This window comes from Virgisporangium aliadipatigenens, assembly GCF_016863615.1.
GTDB classification, from domain to species: Bacteria; Actinomycetota; Actinomycetes; order Mycobacteriales; family Micromonosporaceae; genus Virgisporangium; species Virgisporangium aliadipatigenens.
This window is the reverse complement of record NZ_BOPF01000044.1, coordinates 70,017-89,422: the sequence shown is the minus strand read 5'-3', so window position 1 is coordinate 89,422 and position 19,406 is coordinate 70,017. Positions and strand designations below refer to the sequence as shown.

The following is a 19,406-nucleotide window of genomic DNA, read 5'->3' as shown; positions in this document are numbered from 1 at the left end:
AGCGCTGTGACCGAGCCGCTGGATCCTGACGAGTACGAACGGCCGCGCCCGACGCGGGTGGGGCCGGTGCGCGTCAGAGTCCCAGCGAAGATCAATCTGCACCTGCAGGTGGGGCCGCTGCGCCAGGACGGCTACCACGAGCTGACCACCGTCTATCAGGCCATCGGCCTCTACGACGAGCTGACCGCGCGCCCCGGTGACACGCTCACGCTCACCATGGAGGGCGAGGGCACCGGCGAACTGCCGCTCGACGGCTCCAACCTGGTGATCCGCGCGGCCCGGGCCCTCGCCGCCTACACCGGCCGGCAGCCGCACGCCCGCCTCCACCTGCGAAAGCACATCCCGCTCGCGGCCGGCCTGGCCGGTGGCAGCGCCGACGCGGCGGCCGCTCTGGTCGCCTGCGACGTGCTGTGGGACACCAACCTCGGCCGCGACGAACTGGCGCACATCGCCGCGTCGGTCGGCTCCGACGTGCCGTTCCTCGTGCTGGGCGGCACCGCGCTCGGCACCGGCCGCGGCGAGCGGGTCAGCCCCGTCCTCGCCCCGCCGCACTCGTGGCACTGGGTCGTGGCCATCGCCGACGGCGGGCTCTCCACGCCCGAGGTGTACCGGGAGCTGGACCGGCTGCGTGAGGCGGGGCTGCCGCTGACCGACGCCGTGCCGCCGGAGGCGCTGATGGCGGCCCTGCGCCAGCGCGACCCGGAGGTGTTGGCGGCCGCCCTGGCGAACGACCTCCAGGACGCCTCGCTCTCGCTGTGGCCGGCGCTGGTGGACACCCTGGAGGCGGGCCTCGACTGCGGCGCCCTCGCCGGGATGGTCAGCGGTTCGGGGCCGACCTGCGTGTTCCTGTGCGCCGACAGCCGCCACGCGATGGCCGTCGCCGACGAGTTGGGTGCGATGAACGTCGCCCGCACGGTGCTGACCGCGGCCGGCCCCGTCGCGGGTGCGAGAGTCTGCTGATGGCCAACATCGTCAACCTCGACCGGGTGTCGAAGGCGTATCCCAACAGCACGCTCCTCGACGCGGTGTCGCTCGGCCTCGACGAGAACGACCGGATCGGCGTCGTCGGCCTCAACGGCGCCGGCAAGACCACGCTGCTGCGCCTGCTCACCAAGCAGGAGGAGCCGGACAGCGGCCGGGTCACGCACCGGCGCGACCTGCGCGTGGCGACCCTGCCGCAGACGCTGGTGCTGCCGCCCACCGCCACCGTGCGGGACGTGGTGGTCGGCTCCGCGTGGCAGCCCGCCGAGTTCGGGGCCGAACACGAGTGGGCCGGCGACGCCGGGGTCCGCACCGTGCTCGACGGGCTCGGGCTGCACGCGCTCGGGCTGGACTCGCCGATCGCGCCGATGTCCGGTGGCGAGCGGCGCCGGGTGGCGTTGGCGGCGCTGCTGGTGCGCGCGTTCGACGTTCTGGTGCTGGACGAGCCCACCAACCACCTGGATCTCGCCGGCGTGACGTGGCTGGCCGAACACCTGAAGCAGCTGCGCGGGGCGCTGGTGGTCGTGACGCACGACCGCTGGTTCCTCGACGCGGTCTGCACGGGCACGTGGGAGGTGGCCGGCGGCGAGGTGCACGCCTACGAGGGCGGCTACGCGGCGTGGGTGCTGGCCCGCGCCGAGCGCGAACGGGTCGCCGCCGCCACCGAGGCCCGCCGCCAGAACCTGCTCCGCAAGGAGATCGCCTGGCTGCGCCGGGGCCCGCCGGCGCGCACGACCAAGCCCAAGTTCCGCATCGACGCCGCGAACGCCCTCATCGCCGACGTGCCGCCGCCCCGGGACACCGTGACGTTGCAGCGGCTCGCCACGTCGCGGCTGGGCAAGCAGGTGTACTCGTTGGAGGGCGTCAGCGTGCGCTTCGGCGACCGGGCCGTCCTCGACGACCTCGACTGGCTGGTCGGCCCCGGCGACCGGATCGGCCTGCTCGGTTCGAACGGCAGCGGCAAGAGCACGCTCCTGCGCCTGCTCGCCGGCACGAACGCGCCGACGGACGGGGTGATCCGGGTCGGTCAGACGGTCAAGGCCGCCTACCTGTCCCAGGAGCTGACCGAGCTGCCGCTCACGGCCCGCGTGCTGGAGGCGATCGAGGAGGTCGCCCGCCGCGTGGTCCTGGGCGGCCGCGAGCTGTCGGCCTCCCAGTTGGCGGAACTGTTCGGCTTCGGCGACCGTCGACTGTGGACGGTGGTCGGCGATCTTTCCGGTGGGGAACGCCGCCGCCTGCAACTGCTGCGCCTCCTGGCGGCCGAGCCCAACGTCCTGCTGCTCGACGAGCCCACGAACGACCTGGACACCGACACGCTCGCCGCCCTGGAGGACCTGCTCGACGGCTGGCCGGGCACGCTGATCGTGGCCAGCCACGACCGCTACCTCCTCGAACGCGTCTGCGACCGGATGCTCGGCCTCTACGGCAACGGCAAGCTCCGCGACCTCCCCGGCGGCGTAGACGAATACCTCCAAAGACTCGACCCCACGAGTGCGCCCGCGGGAGCCACCGCGCCGGCCGATGCGCAAGCGCCGCAGCGCCCGAAGTCCGACCTGCGCGCCGACCAGAAGGAACTCGTGCGCCTGGAAAGACTGGTCGACCGCCTGACCAAGCGCGAGAAGGCTCTCCACGACGACATGGCCACCCACGCCACGGACTACGAGAAGGTCGCCAAACTCGACACCGAGCTCCGCGAACTCCGCGCCGAGCTGGAGGCCGCCGAGGAACAGTGGCTGGAGGTCGCGGACCGCGTCAGCTGACCGCACGCGGACGTGGAGCGCAGCGACCCGGCGGGAGCAGCGGTAGTGCCCCCGACGGACCGTCGCAATGAAGCTTTGTAAACCCGGGGTCGGGGAGCAGGGAAAAACCGGGTACGCGAAGATGGAGCTATGTTCCTCGCGCACATTCCGGTGAACCATCACCTGCGTCCCGTCTACCGGGTGCTGTCGGGTATCGCTGCGCTCTACCTGCTCGTCTTCGGGATCATCGGCGTCGTGCAGGCGAGCGGCCTCGACCTGTACGCGCGGGAGGACCTGCCGACCGTGCTGGGCCAGCAGGTCAATCCGGCGTACGCGGGCCTGAGCCTGGTGTTCGGCGTGATCTCCCTGGTGGCGACGGTGATCGGGCGCAACCTCGACCACTACGTCAACCACTGGGTCGGCCTGGTGCTGCTGGGGATCGGCCTGGCGATGCTGGCCCTGATGCGCACGGACGCCAACATCCTCGGCTTCGAGATGACCAACGTCATCGTGATCTTCGTGATCGGCTCGCTGCTGTCGACGGCGGGGCTGTACACGAAGGTCGGCCCCACGGCGACCGCCGCCGCGCACTAGTTACGCGGTGCGCCGCTTGAAGAGCAGGCCGGCGCCGACGTAACTGACCAGCAGGATCCCGCCGAACCACGCGATCGCGAGCCAGGCGCTGTTGCCGATCGGGGCGCCGCGCAGGAGCCCGCGCAGCGTCTCGATCATCGGCGTGATCGGCTGGTGGTCGGCGATCGCGTGCAGCGCCTTCGGCATCGTGCTCGTCGGCACGAACGCGCTGCTCAGGTACGGCAGGAACAGCGCGATGAAGGTGAAGCCGCCGGCCGCGTCGGCGTTGCGGGCGAGGAGCCCGGCGCAGACGGCCAGCCACGACATCGCCAGCACGAACAGCAGCATGAACGCCACCGCCGCCAGCCACTCCGCCGCGGTGGCGTTGGGCCGGAAGCCGGCGATGACGGCGACGCCCAGCACCAGCACGGTCGCGATGGCGTTGCGGAAGAGGCTCGCCGCCACGTGGCCGGTCAGCACCGTCGAGCCGCGGATCGGCAGCGACCGGAACCGGTCGATGACGCCGGTGACCATGTCGTTGGTGACGCCGACGGCGGTGGCCGTGGAGCTGTAGGCGCAGCAGAGCAGGATGATGCCGGGGACCACGTAGTTGACGTAGGCGTCGCGGCCGGCGATGGCGCCGCCGAAGATGTACACGAACACCAGCATCAGCAGCACCGGCAGAATGATCGACGTGAGCAGCGAGTCGATGCTGCGGGTGAGGTGGCGCAGGCCGCGCCCGGTCATGGTCAGCGCGTCGCTGACGGCCCAGTAGGCATTGGTCATCGTTTGTTCCCCGTCAGGCTCAGGAACGCGTCGTCCAGCGTCGGGCGGCGCAGGGTGATGCGCTCGACCGCGATCGCGCGGTCGGCGAGGTCGTTGAGCAGCAGCCGCACCTCGGCCGCGCTCCCGCCGGTGGCGACGCTGACGCTGCGCCGTTCCGGGTCCTTGTGCAGGGCGGTGCCGTTGAACAGCCGCGTCGCCTCGTCGTAGGAACCGGCGTCGGCGAGGTGCAGTTCGACCTGCTCGCCGGCGAGGGTGGACTTGAGCTGGTCGGCGGTGCCCTCGGCGATCACCCGCCCGTTGTCGAGAACGGCGATCTGGTCGGCCAGCTGGTCGGCCTCCTCCAGGTACTGGGTGGTGAGCAGGACCGTGCTGCCGGTCCGCGCCAGGTCCCGCACCACCTGCCACATGTCCTGGCGGCTGCGCGGGTCGAGCCCGGTGGTGGGCTCGTCCAGGAAGATCACCTCGGGGCTGGCGAGGAGGCTCACGGCCAGGTCGAGGCGCCTTCGCATGCCGCCCGAGTAGGTCTTCACCGGCCGCTTCGCCGCGTCGACCAGGTCGAACCGTTCGAGCAGCTCCCCGGTCCGCGCCTTGCGCGGCGCGCGCGGGAGGTGCAGCAGGCGGCCCATCATCAGCAGGTTCTCCTCGCCGGTGAGCAGCTCGTCCACGGCCGCGTACTGGCCGGTCAGGCTGATCCTGGTGCGCACCTTCGCCGGCTCGGTCCGGACGTCGTGGCCGGCGACCTCGGCCGTGCCGCCGTCGGCGTCGATGAGCGTGGACAGGATCCGCACCGTGGTGGTCTTGCCGGCGCCGTTCGGGCCGAGCAGCGCGAAGATCGACCCCCGTCGGACGGCCAGGTCGACCCCGGCCAGCACCTCGGTCTTCCCGTACGACTTGCGGAGCCCGGTGGCCCGCACGATCACGTCCGTCATCTTCCCTCCGTTAACTGTGTATCACGTACACTAGCTGTGTATGTAATACACGGTTTTAGGATGGGGCGTCAACCAGCGATCGGAAAACGGACGGCGATGACCGAAGAACCGGCACTCCCGCGGGCGATCACCCTGTTCTGGGGCGAACAGCAGCAGCCCCGCCGGGGCCCGAAACCCGGGCTCAGCGTCGACCGGATCGTGGCGGCGGCCGTGGAGATCGCCGACAAGGAGGGGCTCGGCCCGCTGTCCATGGCCCGCGTGGCCGAACGCGTCGGCGTCACCACCATGGCCCTCTACCGGCACGTGCGCAGCAAGGACGACCTGCTGATCCTGATGATGAACGCGGTCTCCGCCGGCGCCCCGGTGTACCCCGACGACGGCAGAGTCGAGTGGCGGACGGCGCTACGCGCCTGGGCGGCGGCCAACTACGCCGGCTACCAACGCCACCCGTGGATCATGCAGATCGCCAACGCCGGCCCGCCGCTCACGCCCGCCATGCTCGACTGGATGGACTCCGGCCTGCGCGCGCTCGGCGGCACCGGGCTCTCCGAGCCGGTCAAGCTCCTCGTGATCCTCAACATCACGGCGTACGTGCACGGCCAGGCGACGTTCAGCGTCAAGCTCGCCGACGTCGACAACACGCCCGACGGCGACGCGTTCGGGAAGAACTTCGGCCGGCTGGTCGACCCCGAGAAGCACCCGGCGCTCGCCCGCGCCGTCGCCAGCGGCGTCTTCGAGGCCGAGGAGGAGGACTACGAGGCCGAGTTCGCGTTCGGGCTCGACCGGATCCTCGACGGGATCGCCGCGCTCATTTCCCCCGGGTCACCAGGGTCGGCTTCGCATCCAGATGGGACAGGCCGTTCCACGCCAGATTGACCAGGTGTGCGGCCACCACGTCCTTGCGCGGCTTGCGCACCTCCAGCCACCACCGGCCGGTCAACGCCACCATGCCCACCAGCGCCTGCGAGTACAGTTCCGCCAGCTTCGGCTCGTAGTTGCGCGACTTGAACTCCGCGCCCAGGATGTGCTCCACCTGGTGGGCCACGTCGTTGAGCACGCTCGAGAAGTTGCCCGAACCCGACCCCACCGGCGACTCGCGCACCAGCACGCGGAAGCCGTCCGTCTCGCCCTCGATGTAGTCCAGCAGCGCCAGGGCCGCCTGCTCGAGCAGGTCGCGCGGGTGCCCCGCGGTCAACGCCGTCGTGATCCGGTCCAGCAGCGAACGGACCTCCCGGTCGACCACGACCGCGTAGAGCCCCTCCTTGCCGCCGAAGTGCTCGTAGACGACCGGCTTGGAGACCTTCGCGCGGGCGGCGACCTCCTCGACCGAGGTGGCGTCGAAGCCCTTCTCCGCGAAGAGCTGCCGGCCGATGGTGATGAGCTGCTCCCGGCGCTGTGCCGAGGACATCCGCACCCGCGAGTTCTTCGGCGGCGGCACGATCGGCGTCGGGGGCGGACTCGTCATCGGCTCAAGGGGGTCGATCACCCGTTCATCGTGCCAGTGGCCGCCAGGCGTTTGCTGTCCAGCCGGTCGGCCTTCGGCCAGCGCACCTCCGAGGCCCATCCCAGCTTCTCGAACGCCCAGATCAGCCGCGCGTTGATGTCCACCTGCCCCTTGTCGACCCCGTGCCGGGCGCAGGTCGGGTCGGCGTGGTGCAGATTGTGCCAACTCTCGCCGAAGGACAGGATCGCCAGCGGCCAGAAGTTCGCCGCGCGGTCGCCCTCGCGGGTCGCGAACGGGCGTTCGCCGTACACGTGGCAGATGGAGTTGATCGACCAGGTGACGTGGTGAATCAGCGCCACCCGCACCAGGCCGGCCCAGAAGAACGCGCTCAGCGCCCCCTGCCACGACCAGGTGACCAGCCCGCCCACGAGCGTCGGCAGCCCGAGCGACGCCACCACGATCCACCCGAACATCCGGTCGACCAGCGCGATGTCGCGATCCGCCACCAGATCCGGCGCGAAGCGCTCACGGTTGGACAGTTCGCGCTTGAACAGCCAGCCCATGTGGGCGAACGCGAGGCCCTTCGCGAGGCCCAGGAAGTTCTCCCCGAAGCGCCACGGCGAGTGCGGATCGCCCTCCCGGTCCGAGAACGCGTGATGCCGCCGGTGATCCGCCACCCACTGGATCGGCCCGCCCTCGACCGCCGTCGACCCGGCGACCGCCAGCACCACCCGCAGCCACCGCTTCGCCCGGAACGAGCCGTGCGTCAGATAGCGGTGGAACCCGGTGCCGATGCCCACCCCGCCCAGCACGTACAGGACCACGAACATCGCGACGTCCAGCCAGGTCAGGCCCCAGCCCCAGGCGACCGGCACCGACACCAGCAGCGCCACGAACGGCACCAGGACAAAGGTCCACAGGGCGACCGTCACCGGCGTGGAGCGGTTTCCCTCAAGGATCGGCTTCGACTGTTTGGGCGTTTTTCGGGCAGACGATTCGAGAACGGACGTCATGGGACCCTCTTTTCGGGCTGGAAAATGCCCGGGCAACTCCAGGCGGGGATTTATGCGCTCGACGACGGCGCGGTGACGGTGGCGGGCTGAACCTGGCTCACTCGGCCGAGGACGACTCGGGGGCCACCTCCCCTTACCTACGTAACCGTAACCTACGGGTGCGTAGATCGCTCATCGGCGACGCTGACAGTTTTCGGAGGCTTTCCGTCGACCCCGAACGGGTTCGGGCGGGGATGGTGATATCCCGATCGCGGGCCGCCGGGCCGATTGGCTACGCTGAGTCCGCAGTCGGCGGTGGTGTAATCGGCAACACAGGTGACTTTGACTCATCTATTCCAGGTTCGAGTCCTGGCCGCCGAGCTTTCCCTAACGTGGCGGAACGTCCCGCTCTGTCCGGCCGCCCCGGTCGTATCGACCCCTCCCGCGTCGTTACCATGGCCCCGTTCACGCAGGCCGACACCGAGGGAGTGCGCGTGCGCACGGTGATTGTTCTGGCCGCGGGCATGGGTAAGCGGATGAAGTCCGACCTGCCCAAAGTCCTGCACCCCGTTCTGGGTCGCACTCTTGTGGGGCACGTGCTCGCTACTGTGGGTGAAGCGTTTGGGGGTGACGCGCGCACCGTCGTGGTGGTCGGAAACGGCGCCGAACGGGTGACGTCGCACGTCGCGGAGATCGCCCCCGAGGCGGTCGTGGCACTGCAGGCGGAGCAGCGCGGCACCGGTCACGCGGTGCGCATCGCGCTGGAGAGCGCGAAGGTCACCGAGGGTCGGGTGATCGTGCTCAACGGCGACATCCCGATGCTGACCGCCGAGACGCTGCGGGCGTTGGAGCGGCTGCACGACGAGGGCGACGGGGCCGCCGCGACGATGCTGACCGCCGAGGTCGACGACCCGACCGGCCTGGGCCGCATCGTGCGGACCGTCGACGGTGGGGTGGCGAAGATCGTCGAGCACCGCGACGCCACGCCGGAGGAGCTGGCGATCCGCGAGATCAACGCGGGCGCTTACGCGTTCGACGGAATGCTCCTGCAGGAGACGCTGGCGAAGGTCTCGACGCACAACGACCAGGGCGAGGAGTACCTGACGGACGTCGTGGCGCTGCTGGTCGACTCGGGTCGACCGGTGCGGGCCTACCGGACGGCGGACGCCGACGAGACGCTCGGCTGCAACGACCGGGTGGAGCTGGCCGCGCTGCGGGCCCGGCTGCGGGACCGGGTCAACGAGGGCTGGATGCGCTCCGGCGTCAGCATCATCGACCCGGCGACGACCTGGATCGACGTGACGGCCCGGGTCGAACCGGACGCGGTGATCGAGCCCAACACGCACCTGCGCGGCAGCACGACGGTCGGCGCCGGCGCGGTCGTGGGGCCGGACACCAGCCTGATCGACACCGACGTCGCGGCGCGGGCGACGGTGCTGCGCACCCACGCGCAGGGCGCGTCGGTGGGGGAGGGCGCGAGCGTCGGCCCGTACGCCTACCTGCGCCCGGGCACGGCACTCGGCACGAAGGCCAAGGTCGGCACGTTCGTCGAGACCAAGAACGCCCAGCTCGGCGAGGGCGCGAAGGTGCCGCATCTCTCATATATCGGAGATGCCACAGTCGGCGAGCATTCCAACGTCGGGGCCGCCACGGTTACCGTCAACTACGACGGGGTAGCCAAACACCGGACAGTCATCGGCGCGCACGCGCGCACCGGCGCGGACAACATGTTCGTCGCGCCGGTGGAGGTGGGCGACGGGGCCTACACGGCGGCGGGTAGCGTGATCACGAACGATGTCCCACCGGGCGCACTCGGTGTGGCCAGGGGTAAACAGCGGAACATCGACGGCTGGGTGGCTCGCCGCCGGCCGGGCACCGCCGCGGCGGACGCGGCGGCCCGGGCATCGGGCGGGCCGGTCGACGATGAGGGTGCGGCGTCGGGAGACGTCCGTGGGGACCGCGCCGGCGAGGAAGCCGGTGGCCGGTGAAGCAGACGAATCCGACAACCGAAGACGGGCTTATCGATGACCCTTACCGAGGTTTCCCGGCCGAACGCCGGTCAAGATCGGGGAGCTGACGGACTGATGAGCAGCATCGGGGCAGAGAGCCGCAAGTCGCTCATGCTGTTCTCCGGGCGCGCGTTCCCGGAGTTCGCCGAGGAGATCGGCGGAGTGCTGGGCGTGCGGGCCACGCCGATGGACGCCTACGACTTCGCCAACGGCGAGATCTTCGTGCGCTACCGGGACTCCGTTCGTGGCTGCGACGCGTTCGTCGTGCAGTCCATGTCGTACCCGGTCAACAAGTGGATGATGGAACTGCTGATCATGGTCGACGCGCTCAAGCGCGGTTCGGCCAAGCGGGTCACCGTCGTCCTGCCGTTCTTCCCGTACGCCCGCCAGGACAAGAAGCACAAGGGCCGCGAGCCGATCTCGGCACGCCTGATGGCCGACCTGCTGAAGACGGCGGGCGCCAACCGGGTGCTCACCGTCGACCTGCACACCGCGCAGGTGCAGGGCTTCTTCGACGGGCCGGTGGATCACCTGTTCGCGATGGACCTGCTGGCCGGGTACGTCGAGGACAAGTACGGGGACCGGCCGCTGACCGTGGTGGCGCCGGACTCGGGCCGGGTGCGCGTCGCCGAGCGCTGGACGGACCGGCTGGGCGGCTGCCCGCTGGCGTTCATCCACAAGACGCGTGATCCGCTCAAGCCCAACCAGGTCGTGGCCAACCGCGTCGTCGGCGACGTCGAGGGTCGGGTGTGCCTGATCGTCGACGACATGATCGACACCGGTGGGACGATCACGAGCGCGGCCGAGATCCTGTTCGACGGGGGCGCGGCCGACGTGATCGTGGCGGCCACGCACGCCGTGCTCAGCGACCCGGCCACCGAACGCCTGCACAACAGCAAGATCAGCGAGGTCGTGCTGACCAACACGCTGCCGCTGCCGGCGCAGAAGCAGCTCGACAAGATCACTGTGCTGTCGATCGCGCCGCTGATCGCCCGGGCCATCCGGGAGGTCTTCGACGACGGTTCGATCACCACCCTCTTCGGGGGAATCGCCTGACGGCGTGTCCGTTCCGTTCAAGACGTGCGCCGGCGGGCGGCCGTAACGTCGCCCGCATGGCACCCACCTTGGATCTGATCGGAATCGTCGTCGCCGACATGGCGAAGTCGTTGGCGTTCTACCGGCGGTTGGGGCTCGACCTGCCGGCCTCCGCCGACAGCGAGCCGCACGTCGAGGTCACCCTTGCCGGCGGCCTGCGCCTGGCGTGGGACACCGTCGAGACCGTCCGGAGCTTCGACCCGGAGTGGACCCCGCCCAGCGGCGGGCACCGCACGGCGCTCTCGTTCCGGTGCGACTCGCCGGCCGAGGTCGACGAGGTCTTCGCGGCGCTGACCGGCGCCGGCTACGTGGGGCACCTGGCGCCGTGGGACGCCTTCTGGGGCCAGCGCTACGCCGTCGTCCTCGATCCCGACGGCAACGCTGTCGATCTCTTCGCCCAAATTTAGAGCTTCTTTCAGGGCTTTATTGCCACGGTCCGTCGGACTACTACCGCTGCTCCCGCGGCGGACCGCTCCGCTGCCAGGTCCGCGTGCAGTGGCTAGCGCAGGAGCGCGCTCAGGGAGACGCCGGCCAGGTCGCGCACCTCGCGCGAGAGGTGCGCCTGGTCGGCGTATCCGACGGCGGCCGCCACGTCCGCGGCCGGGGCCGTCCGCGCCAGCGCCACGGCCCGCTGCAGGCGCAGGATGCGCGCCAGCACCTTCGGCCCGTACCCGAACGCCGCCGTGCTCCTGCGCAGCAGTTGCCGCGCGCTGAGGTGCAGGTCGGATGCGATCACCGCGACGGGCGCGCCGGCCGTGATCCGCGTGGCGACCTCCCGGGCGACCGGATCGGGCCGGGAGTCGACGAGTCGCCCGATCGCGAGATCCTCCAGGGCGGTGATCCGGTCCGCGGCGCCGGTGATCGCGTCGGCGGCGCGGCGGGCCCGGGCCGGTGTCCACACGTCGGACAGCGGCACGCGCAGATCCCGCAGAACATCCGCCGGCACCCCGAACACCGCCGGCCCCACGCCGGGCGGGAAGCGCAGCGCCGCATAGGCCGCGCCGGGTGTCGGCGACATGACATGTGCCGTGCGGTCCGGGCCGGCGACCAGGAGTTCGCCGTCCCGCCAGATCAGATCGAGGCAGCCGTCCGGCAGAATGCGCCAGGTGCCGGCGGCCGGCGCGGTGCTTCGTTGCCACGCCACGACGCCGGAGATGCGGGACGGCCGTTCCCGGTACACGGGACCAGCATCCCATCGGGCCGGACGGAAACTCGTTCTTACCGAGGCCGATTCTTCAAGCGCGACACGCCTCGGGTAGGCTAGTGCGGTTGCCACGGCGAGGGTGCCCGGGCGACCCGGAGAAGTTGGATCCGGGCCACGCCGAGGGTCCCGTCATCGACGCGGTGCTTCGGGCGCCTTTTGTGTCCCCCGCACCTTCGCCCGCGCACCGCAGACCGGCTCGAACCATGAGAAGACCGCAACAGGAGTACTCCCGTGTCCGAGGTAAAGATCAGCGCTGAGCCACGCACCGAGTTCGGCAAGGGTGGTGCCCGCCGTACCCGCCGGGCCGGCAAGGTGCCCGCCGTGCTGTACGGCCACGGCGAGAAGCCCCGTCACATCGCGCTGCCCGCCCGTGAGTTCGCCGCCGCCATCCGGCACGGCGGCATGACCCAGGTGTTCAACATCGAGATCAGCGACGGCGGCACCGCCCTCGCGCTCGCCAAGTCGATCCAGCGTGATCCGATCAAGGACACGTTCGATCACGTGGACCTGATCATCGTCAAGCGCGGCGAGAAGGTCACCGTCGACATCCCCGTCCAGCTGACCGGCGAGCCCGCCCGCGACACGCTGGTCATGCACGAAAACGACCGCCTCGCGGTGCTCGCCGACGCGACCCGCCTGCCGGACCACCTCGAGGCCTCGATCGACGGCCTGGGGGCGGGCTCGCAGGTGACCGCCGCCGACGTCAAGCTCCCGCAGGGCGTCGAGCTGGCCGCCGACCCGGCTCTCGTCATCGCCGTGGTGACGGGTGCGCCGACCGAGGCGGACATGGACGCCGCGGGTGGCGATGCGGCTCCGGTCGAGACCACCGACGAAGCGCCGGCCGAGACCGCCGACGCCTGATCCACGTAGCATCTGGGAGCCCGCGGCGATTCGGCCCGCGGGCTTCCGCCATTTTCGCTGCACGTGTGAGGTCGAAAGGGAACGGCGATGACGACGCCTGAGGCGCCGTGGCTGGTGGTGGGGCTGGGCAACCCCGGGCCGGAGTACGCCAAGCACCGGCACAACGTCGGGTTCATGGTGGTCGACCTGCTCGCCGGACGGATGTCGGCGAAGTTCGGGCGGCACCGGAAGGCGGTCGCCGACGCGGCCGAGGGGCGGTTCTCCATCGGCGGCCCGCGGGTCGTGCTCGCCAAGCCGCTGACGTACATGAACCTCTCCGGTGGTGCCGTCGCCGGGCTGGCCAACTTCTACAAGGTGCCGTTGGAGCAGGTCGTAGCGGTGCACGACGAGCTGGATCTGCCGTTCGGCACGCTGCGGCTCAAGCGCGGCGGCGGCGAGAACGGCCACAACGGCCTGCGTTCGATGTCCAAGTCGCTCGGCGGGCGCGACTATCTACGCGTGCGCTTCGGGATCGGTCGGCCCCCGGGCCGCCAGGACCCCGCCGACTTCGTCCTCTCCGACTTCAGCGCGGCCGAACGCAAGGAGATCGACTTCCTGGTCGACCGCACGGCGGACTCGGTCGAGGAACTGGTCAACCGCGGTCTGGAGCTGGCGCAGAACGCCTTTCACGGGGATTGACAGCTTCCGTTCGTCATGAGTGCGTGACGCTCTGCGAAGTTCCTCCGTTGTATCGCTGAAGCACCATTTGTCCGAATGGTGCGTTCGGGCGGTGCGAGGAGGCTCTGTGTCGGTCGGTGCCGGGCACGACGGCCGGAGACTGCGCCGCCCCTCGCCTTCTTCTCCGGAGTCCGCCCGGGCGGCGCGGAGTGACGGGCGCGCCCGCGGCGGCCCCGCGGACGGCACCGGCCGGACCACGCCCACGGGCCCGCCTTCTGTGCGCGGCACCACCGGGGACGCTCTGCTGCCGGAGCGGCCGAACGCGCGCGGTGCGGCGCCGGTGCACCGGCCCATCGGCGGCGGAGCACGCCACGCCGCCCGCCGAACGCCCCCCACCCCCACAGCGCCGGAATCGCGGCCCCCGGCCCACGGGATGCGCCCGCACGGCCCCTTGGCCTCGCCCGCCGACGCCTCGGTCGCCGCACGCCTGCTCAGCGAGGGCAGCACCCGCCCGCCCGCGCCCCAGCCGTCCCCCACGCGGCCACCACGCGAAGCAACCGCCCCCGGCCCCGCAGCCGCCCGCCCCGCCGGCGATCCCGCCGCTGTCCGCCCCGCCGGCGGTGAGCGGAGCGCCGGCCGGCACGCCGAGGCGCTGGTCGAGCGCCTCGGTGACGGGCCCCGTGCGGGCCGGCAGCGCGGCAGCGACGTGCCCGCGCTGCTTCGGGACGGCGGGCAGCGCGGCAGCGACGTGCCCGCGCGGCATCGGGACGGCGAGCCCGAATCCGGTCGGCAGCGCGGTGAGAGCAACGCCGCCCACCAGGGCGATGTCCCGGGCGGCGCCCGGCAGCGTGGTGAGGCCGGCGCCCGGGCCCGGGGCGGTGCGGCGCCGCCCGTGCACCGGGGCGATGTGTCGAGTGCCGATCACGGGCGGGGCGAGATCGGTGCCGCTCGCCGGCGCGGCCGGGATGCCGCTGATCATCACGGCGCCGGCCGGCATGCCGAGGCGCCGGGAGCGACCAAGGCGGCCGTCGCCGTGCCCCGGCCTTCCACGCAGGAGGCGACCGCGTCCGGGCCGTCCGGACGGGAGGCGGCCGCGCCCAGGACGGGCGGGCGGGAAGGGGTTGCCCGGCGGGCGGACCGGGTGGAGACCGCCGGGCGACCCGACATCGGGATCATCCTGCCCGACCAACTACTCACGCGGGAGATCAAGACTCCGCCGGCCGTCCCGGTGACGCGCGGCGTCGCCCCGTGTGCCCGCGCGGTGGCTACGGTCGGTGCCCCGGCCAGGCTCCCGGTAGTTCCATCGAAAAGGCCTGTACCGCGACGGCCGGCGCCCGCGCACCGGAGACCGCGACGGCGGTGGGAGGTCCGGTATCTCGCGCGGACGGTGGCGCTGGACCTGGTGGCCGGGGTGATCGCGGCGATTCTCGCGTTCGAGGTGCGCTTCGGCGAACCGATCACCCCGTACAACCTCACCTATCTCGTGCTGTCGGCGCTGCTGCCGATCGGGCTGTTCGGGGCGCTGGCGGTGAACCGCGCCTACGAACGGCGGCTGCTCTTCGTCGGCACCGAGGAGTACCAGCGGGTGCTCAGCGCCGGCCTGGCGCTCACGGCGACGGTGGCGATCGGGTCGTACGCGCTCGACGTGCACCTCGCGCGCGGATACGTGCTGGTGGCGCTGCCGCTGGGAACGGCCGCCTGCCTGCTGATGCGCTTCGGCAGCCGCAAGGCGCTGCACCGGGCGCGCCGGCGCGGCGAGTGCCTGCGACGGGTGATCGTCGTCGGCCACGAACTGGCGGTCGTGGCAATCACGCGGCAGCTGCGGCGCGAGCGGTACCACGGGCTGGACGTGGCGGGTGCGTGCCTGCCGCCGCTGCGGCGGGGCTCGATCGCGGACATCCCGGTCTACGGAACGTTCGCCGAGGTGCCGAGGGCGGTGCGCCAGGCCGGTGCGGACACGGTGATCGTGCTGAGCTGTCCGGAGTTCGACGGGGTGCGGCTGCGCCGGCTCGCGTGGCGGCTCGAACGCGACGACGTCGACCTGATCGTTGCCAGCTCGCTGATGGACGTGGCGGGTGCGCGCACGACGATCCGGCCGGTGGACGGGCTGCCGATGCTGCACGTCGAACACCCGAGCCTCTCCGGTGCCCGCCGCGTGGTGAAGGACGTCTTCGACCGGGTCGGGGCGGCGGTCCTGATCCTGCTGGCGGCCCCGATCCTGCTCGGGGTGGCGCTGGCGGTGCGGCTGGACTCGCCGGGGCCGATCCTGTTCCGCCAGGTGCGGGTGGGGCGGCACGGGCGGGAGTTCCTGATCTACAAGTTCCGGACGATGTACACCGACGCGGAGAGCCGGTTGGCGGCGCTGAGGCATCTCAACGAGCAGGACGCCGTGCTTTTCAAAATGCGGGACGATCCGCGGATCACCGGTGCCGGTAAGTGGCTGCGACGGCTGTCGCTGGATGAGCTTCCGCAGCTGTTCAACGTGCTGGGCGGCACGATGTCGCTGGTCGGCCCGCGCCCGCCGCTGCCGCAGGAGGTGGCGCAGTACCCCGCCGACGCCCGGCGCCGGCTGGAGGTCAGGCCGGGGATGACCGGCCTGTGGCAGGTGTCGGGGCGTTCCGACCTGCCCTGGGAGGAGGCCGTGCGGCTGGACCTGCGCTACGTCGAGAACTGGTCGCTGACCCTCGACCTGATCATTCTGCTGCGCACGTTGACGGCGGTCTGCCGGGGAGCGGGAGCATATTAATGGAGGTCAATATAATGAGCACCGGCACGATGCCAGAGGCCCCCGAGGCGCGGCATACTGGTCGGATTGTGCCCCAGCCTCATGCGAAAGGGTCGATCATGGCCGCGACCGGTTACCGGGTCAGTCATCTCGACGCGCTCGAAGCGGAGAGCGTGTTCGTGATGCGCGAGGTGGTCGCCGAGTTCGAGCGGCCCGTGCTGCTGTTCTCCGGCGGCAAGGACTCGATCGTCATGCTGCGGCTCGCCGAGAAGGCGTTCTGGCCGGGGCGGATCCCGTTCCCGGTGATGCACGTCGACACGGGGCACAACTTCGACGAGGTTCTCGCATTCCGGGACAAGCGCGTGGAAGAACTCGGCGTCAACCTCGTGGTGGCGAGCGTGCCCGAGGCCCTCGCGAGCGGGCTCGTGCGCGAGTCGCCCGACGGGCTGCGCAACCGGATCCAGACGCCGGTGCTGCTGGACGCCGTCGAGAAGTACCGCTTCGACGCACTGTTCGGCGGGGCCCGCCGCGACGAGGAGAAGGCGCGGGCCAAGGAGCGGGTCTTCTCCTTCCGCGACGAGTTCGGCCAGTGGGACCCGCGCAACCAGCGGCCCGAGCTGTGGTCGCTGTACAACGCGCGGGTGGCGCCCGGCGAGTCGATCCGGGTCTTCCCGCTCTCCAACTGGACCGAGCTGGACGTGTGGCACTACATCGCCCGTGAGCGGCTCGAGCTGCCGTCGATCTACTTCGCCCACGACCGCGAGGTGGTGGACCGGGGCGGCATGCTGTACGGCGTTCACCCCACCCTGCCGGCGCGGGCCGGCGAGACCGCCACGACCGAGCGGGTGCGCTACCGCACGGTCGGCGACGCCTCCTGCACGGCGGCCGTGCGCAGCGACGCGGACACGGTCGAGAAGATCATCGAGGAGGTCGCCGCCACCCGCATCACCGAACGTGGTGCCACGCGCGGCGACGACAAGGTCAGCGAGGCGGCGATGGAAGACCGCAAGCGGGAGGGCTACTTCTAATGAGCGCCGTGCTGGAAGCCCCGGCCATGGACCTGCTGCGGTTCGCCACCGCCGGCAGCGTGGACGACGGCAAGTCGACCCTCATCGGGCGGCTGCTGTACGACACCAAGACGATCTTCGAGGACCAGCTCGCCGCCGTCGAGCAGGTCTCCAAGCAGCGCGGCGACGAGTACACCAACCTCGCCCTGCTCACCGACGGCCTGCGCGCCGAACGCGAACAGGGCATCACGATCGACGTCGCCTACCGCTACTTCGCCACGCCGCGGCGGAAGTTCATCATCGCCGACACGCCCGGGCACATTCAGTACACGCGCAACATGGTCACCGGCGCGTCGACCGCCGACCTCGCGCTGATCCTGGTGGACGCCCGCAAGGGGCTGGTCGAACAGTCGCGGCGGCACGCGTTCCTCTGCTCGCTGCTGCGCGTGCCGCACCTCGTGCTGTGCGTCAACAAGATGGACCTCGTGGACTACGACCGGGAGGTGTTCGACCGGATCGCGCAGGAGTTCACCACCTTCGCGGCCAAGCTCGACGCCCCGGATCTGACCGTCATCCCGATCTCGGCGCTGCAGGGCGACAACATCGTCACCCGTTCGCCGAAGATGCCGTGGTACGACGGGCCGTCGCTGCTGCACCACCTCGAACACGTGCACATCGCCTCCGACCGCAACCTCGTCGACGTGCGGTTCCCGGTGCAGTACGTGATCCGGCCGCAGTCCAGCGACTTCCCGGACTACCGCGGCTACGCGGGCCAGGTCGCCTCCGGCGTGCTCAAGCCGGGCGACGAGGTGATGGTGCTGCCGTCGGGGTTCACCTCGCGGATCACCGCGATCGACACGCCGACCGGACCGGTCGACGAGGCGTTCCCCCCGATGTCGGTGACGCTGCGGCTGGCGGACGAGATCGACATCGCCCGCGGCGACCTCATCTGCCGGCCCAACAACGCGCCGGCCGTCGCGCAGGACATCGAGGCGCTCATCTGCTGGATGGACGAGACGCGGCCGATGCGCGTCGGCGGCAAGTACGCGATCAAGCACACGACGCGCAACGCGCGGGCGATCGTGCGTTCGCTCAACTACCGCCTCGACATCAACACGCTGCACCGCGACGAGGCCGCGTCCGAGTTGGGGCTCAACGAGATCGGCCGGGTCAAGCTCCGCACGACCGTCCCGCTGCTCGCCGACCAATACCGCCGCAACCGCACGACGGGGGGGTTTGTAGTGATTGATGAACAAACCAACCGCACCGTCGGCGCCGGCATGATCATCGAAGCTTCATAAAGGAGCTTATTGCGACGGTCCGCCGTGGTGCGGACCGTCGCTCCCGCCGAGCCCGCTCCGGGTCGATCCGCCTGCGGCGTGATCGACCGCTCCGCTTGCCAGGCCCGCGGTCCCAAGATCGTCAGTGGGTGGCGCGGTAGAAGTCCCAGGCGTCGGCCACGATCTCCGACAGCGCGGGCTTCGCCGGGGTCCAGCCCAGCTCGCGCTTGGCCTTGTCGGAGCTCGCCACCAGGTCGGCCGGGTCGCCGGCGCGGCGCGGGGCGATCTCGGTCGGCACCGGGTGGCCCGTCACCTCGCGGACCACGTCGATGACCTGGCGGTTGCTGAACCCCTGGCCGTTGCCGAGGTTGTAGATGCGGTGCGCGCCACCGTCCATCGTGGACAGCGCGAGCAGGTGCGCGGCGGCCAGGTCCGAGACGTGGATGTAGTCGCGGACGTTCGTGCCGTCGGGCGTGGGGTAGTCGTCGCCGAAGAGCTGCAGCTTCTCCCGCACACCGGCCGCCACCTGCAGGGCCAGCGGGATCAGGTGGGTCTCCGGGTCGTGGCGTTCGCCGATGAACGTGCCGTCCGACGCGCGGTGCGCACCGGCCACGTTGAAGTAGCGCAGGCTCACCGCGGCGAGCCCGTGCGCGGTCGCCTCGCCGGTGAGCGCGTGGTCGACGGCGAGCTTCGAGGTGGCGTACGGGTTCGGCGGGCGGGTGGCGGCCGTCTCCGGGATCGGCGTGCTGTCCGGGTCGCCGTAGACGTTGGCCGTCGAGGAGAAGACCAGCCGCTTGACGCCGGCCGCGCGCATCGCGTCGAGCAGGCGCAGCGAACCGACGCAGTTGTTGTCCCAGTACTTCTCCGGCTTCTGCACGCTCTCACCCGCCGCGATGAACGCCGCGAAGTGCAGCACCCCGTCGAAGTCCGGCGTGAGCACGTCGCCGACCGCGTCGTGCACCCGTCCGCGCACGAACGTCGCCGCCGGATGAACCGCCACCTCGTGGCCGGTGGAGAGGTCGTCGAGGATCACCACCTCGTGGCCGGACTCGATCAGGAGCGCGGAGACGACACTTCCGATGTAACCGGCGCCGCCGGTGACCAGAAACTTCACGCCAACAAAC

At 71.0% G+C, this 19,406-nt stretch carries 18 protein-coding genes and 1 tRNA gene; 13 read left to right on the top strand and 6 right to left on the bottom strand.

The window, feature by feature from the left end:
• The first annotated feature begins 6 nt into the window (after nt 1-6).
• From Val02_RS40160 to Val02_RS40150, 3 genes are all read left to right on the top strand, one after another.
• Nucleotides 7-960 carry a 4-(cytidine 5'-diphospho)-2-C-methyl-D-erythritol kinase gene (locus Val02_RS40160; RefSeq protein ID WP_203904586.1) on the top strand — a complete coding sequence of 318 codons (954 nt, stop codon included), beginning with the start codon at nt 7-9 and terminating at the stop codon, nt 958-960.
• On the top strand, nt 960-2,741 hold the full coding sequence (locus Val02_RS40155) for an ABC-F family ATP-binding cassette domain-containing protein (protein WP_203904575.1): 1,782 nt from the start codon (nt 960-962) through the stop codon (nt 2,739-2,741). Before Val02_RS40160 ends, Val02_RS40155 begins: the two co-directional genes overlap by 1 nt.
• A gap of 129 nt (nt 2,742-2,870) precedes the next feature.
• Nucleotides 2,871-3,314 carry a DUF4383 domain-containing protein gene (locus Val02_RS40150; RefSeq protein WP_203904574.1) on the top strand — a complete coding sequence of 148 codons (444 nt, stop codon included), beginning with the start codon at nt 2,871-2,873 and terminating at the stop codon, nt 3,312-3,314.
• On the opposite strand, the gene Val02_RS40145 is transcribed toward Val02_RS40150, so the two are convergent.
• Both Val02_RS40145 and Val02_RS40140 read right to left on the bottom strand, forming a co-directional pair.
• Complete coding sequence (locus tag Val02_RS40145) at nt 3,315-4,079, bottom strand: ABC transporter permease (RefSeq protein ID WP_203904573.1); 765 nt, start codon at nt 4,077-4,079, stop codon at nt 3,315-3,317.
• Complete coding sequence (locus tag Val02_RS40140; protein ID WP_203904572.1) at nt 4,076-5,008, bottom strand: ATP-binding cassette domain-containing protein; 933 nt, start codon at nt 5,006-5,008, stop codon at nt 4,076-4,078. Before Val02_RS40140 ends, Val02_RS40145 begins: the two co-directional genes overlap by 4 nt.
• A gap of 96 nt (nt 5,009-5,104) precedes the next feature.
• Here Val02_RS40140 and Val02_RS40135 point away from each other — a divergent pair, with 96 nt between their 5' ends.
• Nucleotides 5,105-5,884 carry a TetR/AcrR family transcriptional regulator gene (locus Val02_RS40135; RefSeq protein ID WP_203904571.1) on the top strand — a complete coding sequence of 260 codons (780 nt, stop codon included), beginning with the start codon at nt 5,105-5,107 and terminating at the stop codon, nt 5,882-5,884.
• Here Val02_RS40135 and Val02_RS40130 read toward each other — a convergent pair.
• Complete coding sequence (locus tag Val02_RS40130; RefSeq protein WP_203904585.1) at nt 5,817-6,473, bottom strand: TetR/AcrR family transcriptional regulator; 657 nt, start codon at nt 6,471-6,473, stop codon at nt 5,817-5,819. The genes Val02_RS40135 and Val02_RS40130 overlap by 68 nt on opposite strands.
• A 17-nt stretch (nt 6,474-6,490) precedes the next feature.
• Entirely contained in the window at nt 6,491-7,465 is a 975-nt protein-coding gene (locus tag Val02_RS40125) for an acyl-CoA desaturase (RefSeq protein ID WP_203904570.1), read from the bottom strand.
• 288 nt (nt 7,466-7,753) lie between these two features.
• Between Val02_RS40125 and Val02_RS40120 the strand changes: the two genes are divergently transcribed.
• From Val02_RS40120 to Val02_RS40105, 4 genes are all read left to right on the top strand, one after another.
• A tRNA-Gln gene (locus Val02_RS40120) sits at nt 7,754-7,825 on the top strand.
• A 113-nt stretch (nt 7,826-7,938) separates the two neighbouring features.
• Entirely contained in the window at nt 7,939-9,432 is a 1,494-nt protein-coding gene (gene glmU / locus Val02_RS40115; protein WP_308440051.1) for a bifunctional UDP-N-acetylglucosamine diphosphorylase/glucosamine-1-phosphate N-acetyltransferase GlmU, read from the top strand.
• A gap of 96 nt (nt 9,433-9,528) precedes the next feature.
• Nucleotides 9,529-10,509 carry a ribose-phosphate diphosphokinase gene (locus Val02_RS40110; RefSeq protein WP_203904568.1) on the top strand — a complete coding sequence of 327 codons (981 nt, stop codon included), beginning with the start codon at nt 9,529-9,531 and terminating at the stop codon, nt 10,507-10,509.
• 56 nt (nt 10,510-10,565) lie between these two features.
• On the top strand, nt 10,566-10,955 hold the full coding sequence (locus tag Val02_RS40105) for a VOC family protein (RefSeq protein WP_203904567.1): 390 nt from the start codon (nt 10,566-10,568) through the stop codon (nt 10,953-10,955).
• 92 nt (nt 10,956-11,047) lie between these two features.
• Here the strand turns inward: Val02_RS40105 and Val02_RS40100 are convergent, their stop codons facing one another.
• The gene (locus tag Val02_RS40100) at nt 11,048-11,728 is read right to left on the bottom strand and encodes a helix-turn-helix domain-containing protein (RefSeq protein WP_203904566.1); all 681 of its coding nucleotides are present in this window, start codon (nt 11,726-11,728) and stop codon (nt 11,048-11,050) included.
• Between the two features lie 255 nt (nt 11,729-11,983).
• On the opposite strand from Val02_RS40100, the gene Val02_RS40095 reads away from it, so the two are divergent.
• The 5 genes from Val02_RS40095 to cysN all read left to right on the top strand — a co-directional run bounded on the left by Val02_RS40095 (nt 11,984) and on the right by cysN (nt 18,303).
• Nucleotides 11,984-12,613, top strand: coding sequence for a 50S ribosomal protein L25/general stress protein Ctc (locus tag Val02_RS40095; protein ID WP_203904565.1), 630 nt, complete (start codon nt 11,984-11,986; stop codon nt 12,611-12,613).
• A gap of 87 nt (nt 12,614-12,700) precedes the next feature.
• Nucleotides 12,701-13,291 (top strand): aminoacyl-tRNA hydrolase, encoded by a 591-nt coding sequence (gene pth / locus Val02_RS40090; protein ID WP_203904564.1) that lies wholly within the window; start codon nt 12,701-12,703, stop codon nt 13,289-13,291.
• A 430-nt stretch (nt 13,292-13,721) separates the two neighbouring features.
• Complete coding sequence (locus tag Val02_RS48585; protein ID WP_308440050.1) at nt 13,722-16,016, top strand: sugar transferase; 2,295 nt, start codon at nt 13,722-13,724, stop codon at nt 16,014-16,016.
• A gap of 98 nt (nt 16,017-16,114) precedes the next feature.
• Nucleotides 16,115-17,023, top strand: a complete 909-nt coding sequence (gene cysD, locus Val02_RS40080) for a sulfate adenylyltransferase subunit CysD (protein ID WP_203904563.1) — start codon at nt 16,115-16,117, stop codon at nt 17,021-17,023.
• Nucleotides 17,023-18,303, top strand: coding sequence for a sulfate adenylyltransferase subunit CysN (gene cysN, locus Val02_RS40075; RefSeq protein ID WP_203904562.1), 1,281 nt, complete (start codon nt 17,023-17,025; stop codon nt 18,301-18,303). The genes cysD and cysN overlap by 1 nt, the downstream gene beginning before the upstream one ends.
• A 121-nt stretch (nt 18,304-18,424) precedes the next feature.
• Here the strand turns inward: cysN and galE are convergent, their stop codons facing one another.
• Complete coding sequence (gene galE, locus Val02_RS40070) at nt 18,425-19,396, bottom strand: UDP-glucose 4-epimerase GalE (protein ID WP_203904561.1); 972 nt, start codon at nt 19,394-19,396, stop codon at nt 18,425-18,427.
• Nucleotides 19,397-19,406 lie beyond the last annotated feature (10 nt).